The sequence below is a fragment of the Kocuria oxytropis genome, assembly GCF_040981195.1.
Taxonomy (GTDB): domain Bacteria; phylum Actinomycetota; class Actinomycetes; order Actinomycetales; family Micrococcaceae; genus Kocuria; species Kocuria oxytropis.
The window spans coordinates 1-5,765 of record NZ_JAVFXA010000036.1; the positions used below are offsets into that span (position 1 = coordinate 1).

Genomic DNA, 5,765 nt, shown 5'->3' on the forward strand with positions numbered 1-5,765 from the left:
GGTCTGTTGTTTGAGAACTCAATAGTGTGCCATGTTTGTTGATACCGATTTTTTATTTTCGGTTGATGGGTTGTTGCTGTTCCGCCTCCGTGGGGTGGTGGCAGCCTTTTCGGCCGGGGTTTGATGTTTTCGTTGTTTTTTGACGGAGAGTTTGATCCTGGCTCAGGACGAACGCTGGCGGCGTGCTTAACACATGCAAGTCGAACGATGATGCCCAGCTTGCTGGGTGGATTAGTGGCGAACGGGTGAGTAATACGTGAGTAACCTGCCCTTGACTCTGGGATAAGCCTGGGAAACTGGGTCTAATACTGGATACTACCGTCCATCGCATGGTGGGTGGTGGAAAGGGTTTTACTGGTTTTGGATGGGCTCACGGCCTATCAGCTTGTTGGTGGGGTAATGGCTCACCAAGGCGACGACGGGTAGCCGGCCTGAGAGGGTGACCGGCCACACTGGGACTGAGACACGGCCCAGACTCCTACGGGAGGCAGCAGTGGGGAATATTGCACAATGGGCGGAAGCCTGATGCAGCGACGCCGCGTGAGGGATGACGGCCTTCGGGTTGTAAACCTCTTTCAGTAGGGAAGAAGCGAGAGTGACGGTACCTGCAGAAGAAGCGCCGGCTAACTACGTGCCAGCAGCCGCGGTAATACGTAGGGCGCAAGCGTTGTCCGGAATTATTGGGCGTAAAGAGCTCGTAGGCGGTTTGTCGCGTCTGCTGTGAAAGCCCGGGGCTCAACCCCGGGTCTGCAGTGGGTACGGGCAGACTAGAGTGCAGTAGGGGAGACTGGAATTCCTGGTGTAGCGGTGAAATGCGCAGATATCAGGAGGAACACCGATGGCGAAGGCAGGTCTCTGGGCTGTTACTGACGCTGAGGAGCGAAAGCATGGGGAGCGAACAGGATTAGATACCCTGGTAGTCCATGCCGTAAACGTTGGGCACTAGGTGTGGGGGACATTCCACGTTCTCCGCGCCGTAGCTAACGCATTAAGTGCCCCGCCTGGGGAGTACGGCCGCAAGGCTAAAACTCAAAGGAATTGACGGGGGCCCGCACAAGCGGCGGAGCATGCGGATTAATTCGATGCAACGCGAAGAACCTTACCAAGGCTTGACATTCACCGGATCGTCCCAGAGATGGGGTTTCCCTTCGGGGTCGGTGGACAGGTGGTGCATGGTTGTCGTCAGCTCGTGTCGTGAGATGTTGGGTTAAGTCCCGCAACGAGCGCAACCCTCGTTCTATGTTGCCAGCACGTGATGGTGGGGACTCATAGGAGACTGCCGGGGTCAACTCGGAGGAAGGTGGGGATGACGTCAAATCATCATGCCCCTTATGTCTTGGGCTTCACGCATGCTACAATGGCCGGTACAAAGGGTTGCGATACTGTGAGGTGGAGCTAATCCCAAAAAGCCGGTCTCAGTTCGGATTGAGGTCTGCAACTCGACCTCATGAAGTCGGAGTCGCTAGTAATCGCAGATCAGCAACGCTGCGGTGAATACGTTCCCGGGCCTTGTACACACCGCCCGTCAAGTCACGAAAGTTGGTAACACCCGAAGCCGGTGGCCTAACCCCTTTGTGGGAGGGAGCCGTCGAAGGTGGGACTGGCGATTGGGACTAAGTCGTAACAAGGTAGCCGTACCGGAAGGTGCGGCTGGATCACCTCCTTTCTAAGGAGCCGTTGACCGCCGTGTGGTGGTCGCCCCCGCCTCAGTGCCCGTCCGTGGTGCTGGTGGGGTGAGCTCATGGGTGGAATGTCAACGAGCAAGTGGCCGCACTCCTCCTGTCCTTCCCGGGTTTCCGGGGTGTGGGTGGGGGTTGCCGGCCGGGTCGGGTCCTAGTACCTGCCCCACCGTGAGGAGCCCTGTCGGGTTCGTTCTCGGTGCGGGTGGTGGAAGAGAGCCGGTCCGGTGGTGGGTGTGGTCCGTGGCGCACTATTGGGTCCTGAGACAACAGGCCCCGTGCCCTTTCGGTGGTGACACCGCACGGGGTGGGGGTGTGGTGTCGCAGGTTCCCGGCGTCCTGCCGGTGGTCGGTGTCCTCCGTGTGGGGGTGCTGCCACCAGTGTGCAGGGTGTGCGGGTTGTTGTTTGAGAACTGTATAGTGGACGCGAGCATCTTAAGAACAGGTGCCGCAGCGTGGCCGTGGTTGCCGGGTGATCCTCTTTTCGGAAGGGGTTGTCCGGTGGTGCGGTGGTGTTGTGGTGCCGTGTTCGTGATTGATCGCCGGGACCATCTGCTGCACGGTCTCACCTGCCCCTTGGGGTGGGTGTGGTGTGTGGTGGTGGGTCCGGTGTGTTCTGTGATCATGTGGCAAGTTTTTAAGGGCGCACGGTGGATGCCTTGGCATCAGGAGCCGATGAAGGACGCGGTAATCTGCGATAAGCCTCGGGGAGCTGATAAACGAGCTGTGATCCGAGGGTCTCCGAATGGGGAAACCCCGCCGCGTGTTATGCGTGGTGACCCGCACCTGAATTCATAGGGTGTGTGGAGGGAACGTGGGGAAGTGAAACATCTCAGTACCCACAGGAAGAGAAAACAACAGTGATTCCGTCAGTAGTGGCGAGCGAACGCGGAAGAGGCCAAACCGATGGTGTGTGATACCCGGCAGGGGTTGCATCATCGGGGTCGTGGGGCACGTCGTCCCTGGGTCTGCCGGCCCGGGCGCGTGAGTGCAGGGCGATAGTCGAACCGGTGTGAGTGCCGGGCCGTAGAGGGTGGGAGTCCCGTAGACGAAATCGTTGCTGCCGCGTGGAGCGTGTACCCAAGTAGCACGGGGCCCGAGAAATCCCGTGTGAATCTGCCAGGACCACCTGGTAAGCCTAAATACTACCTGATGACCGATAGCGGACCAGTACCGTGAGGGAAAGGTGAAAAGTACCCCGGGAGGGGAGTGAAATAGTACCTGAAACCGTGTGCCTACAAACCGTCGGAGCCTGTGAGGGTGACGGCGTGCCTTTTGAAGAATGAGCCTGCGAGTTAGTGTTACGTCGCGAGGTTAACCCGTGAGGGGTATCCGTAGCGAAAGCGAGTCTGAACAGGGCGAGTGAGTGGCGTGATCTAGACCCGAAGCGAAGTGATCTACCCATGGCCAGGTTGAAGCGCGTGTAAGAGCGCGTGGAGGACCGAACCCACTTCAGTTGAAAATGGAGGGGATGAGCTGTGGGTAGGGGTGAAAGGCCAATCAAACTTCGTGATAGCTGGTTCTCCCCGAAATGCATTTAGGTGCAGCGTTACGTGTTTCTTGCCGGAGGTAGAGCTACTGGATGGCCGATGGGCCCTACAAGGTTACTGACGTCAGCCAAACTCCGAATGCCGGTAAGTGAGAGCGTAGCAGTGAGACTGTGGGGGATAAGCTTCATAGTCGAGAGGGAAACAGCCCAGACCACCAACTAAGGCCCCTAAGCGTGTGCTAAGTGGGAAAGGATGTGGAGTTGCTCAGACAACCAGGAGGTTGGCTTAGAAGCAGCCATCCTTGAAAGAGTGCGTAATAGCTCACTGGTCAAGTGATTCCGCGCCGACAATGTAGCGGGGCTCAAGTACACCGCCGAAGTTGTGGCATTGCACCAATGATACCCAACCAGGACTCGATCCTGGTTCAGGTGGTGCGATGGGTAGGGGAGCGTCGTGTGGGCAGTGAAGCTGCGGGGTGACCCAGTGGTGGAGCCCACACGAGTGAGAATGCAGGCATGAGTAGCGAATGACGGGTGAGAAACCCGTCCGCCGGATGATCAAGGGTTCCAGGGTCAAGCTAATCTGCCCTGGGTCAGTCGGGACCTAAGGCGAGGCCGACAGGCGTAGTCGATGGACAACGGGTTGATATTCCCGTACCGGCGAAGAACCGCCCCTATCGAACCGGGGACACTAACCACCCGAACCGCACGTGAGGCCGGCCTTTGGCCGGTGGATCGTGGCGGGGAGCGTGGGACCTGAACCGGGGAGGTAAGCGTATTAACAGGTGTGACGCAGGAAGGTAGCCGAGCCGGGCGATGGTAGACCCGGTCTAAGCGTGTAGGGCGATCCGTTGGCAAATCCGCGGATCATGTGCCTGAGACGTGACGGGACCCCCATCCGTGGGGGGATTCGGTGATCCTATGCTGCCGAGAAAAGCATCGACGCGAGGTTCCAGCCGCCCGTACCCCAAACCGACACAGGTGATCAGGTAGAGAATACTAAGGCGATCGAGAGAATCATGGTTAAGGAACTCGGCAAAATGCCCCCGTAACTTCGGGAGAAGGGGGGCCCCGACCGTGGACCGGACATGCTCCGGCGAGCGGGTAAGGGCCGCAGAGACCAGGGGGAAGCGACTGTTTATCAAAAACACAGGTCCGTGCGAAGTCGCAAGACGATGTATACGGACTGACTCCTGCCCGGTGCTGGAAGGTTAAGAGGACCTGTTAGCCTCACGGCGAAGCGGAGAATTTAAGCCCCAGTAAACGGCGGTGGTAACTATAACCATCCTAAGGTAGCGAAATTCCTTGTCGGGTAAGTTCCGACCTGCACGAATGGAGTAACGACTTCCCCGCTGTCTCAACCATGAACTCGGCGAAATTGCAGTACGAGTAAAGATGCTCGTTACGCGCAGCAGGACGGAAAGACCCCGAGACCTTTACTATAGTTTGGTATTGGTGTTCGGTGTGGCTTGTGTAGGATAGGTGGGAGACGGTGAAGCGGGCACGCCAGTGCACGTGGAGTCAACGTTGAAATACCACTCTGGTCACTCTGGACATCTAACTTCGGCCCGTGATCCGGGTCAGGGACAGTGCCTGATGGGTAGTTTAACTGGGGCGGTTGCCTCCTAAAGAGTAACGGAGGCGCCCAAAGGTTCCCTCAGCCTGGTTGGCAATCAGGTGTCGAGTGTAAGTGCACAAGGGAGCTTGACTGTGAGAGCGACAGCTCGAGCAGGGACGAAAGTCGGGACTAGTGATCCGGCGGTACATTGTGGAATGGCCGTCGCTCAACGGATAAAAGGTACCTCGGGGATAACAGGCTGATCTTGCCCAAGAGTCCATATCGACGGCATGGTTTGGCACCTCGATGTCGGCTCGTCGCATCCTGGGGCTGGAGTTGGTCCCAAGGGTTGGGCTGTTCGCCCATTAAAGCGGTACGCGAGCTGGGTTCAGAACGTCGTGAGACAGTTCGGTCCCTATCCGCTGCGCGCGCAGGAAATTTGAGAAGACCTGTCCTTAGTACGAGAGGACCGGGACGGACGAACCTCTGGTATGGCAGTTGTACCGCCAGGTGCACCGCTGCTTCGCTACGTTCGGAAGAGATAACCGCTGAAAGCATCTAAGCGGGAAGCTCGCTTCGAGATGAGATTTCCACGCACCTTGTGTGTGAGAGGCCCCCAGCTAGACCACTGGGTTGATAGGCCGGAGGTGGAAGCACGAACCAACGACGTGTGCAGCCGACCGGTACTAATACGCCGACAACTTACACCACACCCCCACCCCCAACACCCGTGTTGGGACCACGGTGGGGGCACGCAGAACACCGCGTCCACTATACGGCTCCCAACCAACAACCCACCCCACCAGGGGCGGGCACGAGTTGGCAGCACAATCGAATACCGCCCCACCCACAGGGGCGGACACCACAGTGACTTACCCACCCCCACCCACCACGGGCGGGGGGCGGGAACCAGAGTTACGGCGGTCATAGCGTGGGGGAAACGCCCGGTCCCATCCCGAACCCGGAAGCTAAGACCCACAGCGCCGATGGTACTGCACCCGGAAGGGTGTGGGAGAGTAGGACACCGCCGGACCACACC

At 58.5% G+C, this 5,765-nt stretch carries 3 rRNA genes; all 3 read left to right on the plus strand.

Annotated elements, in window-relative coordinates:
• Positions 1 to 139 precede the first annotated feature (139 nt).
• The 3 genes from QYM41_RS17335 to rrf all read left to right on the plus strand — a co-directional run bounded on the left by QYM41_RS17335 (position 140) and on the right by rrf (position 5,759).
• Positions 140 to 1,666, plus strand: a 16S ribosomal RNA gene (locus QYM41_RS17335).
• Between the two features lie 640 nt (positions 1,667 to 2,306).
• A 23S ribosomal RNA gene (locus QYM41_RS17340) occupies positions 2,307 to 5,436 on the plus strand.
• 206 nt (positions 5,437 to 5,642) lie between these two features.
• A 5S ribosomal RNA gene (gene rrf / locus QYM41_RS17345) occupies positions 5,643 to 5,759 on the plus strand.
• The 16S, 23S and 5S rRNA genes sit together here, the layout of an rRNA operon.
• Positions 5,760 to 5,765 lie beyond the last annotated feature (6 nt).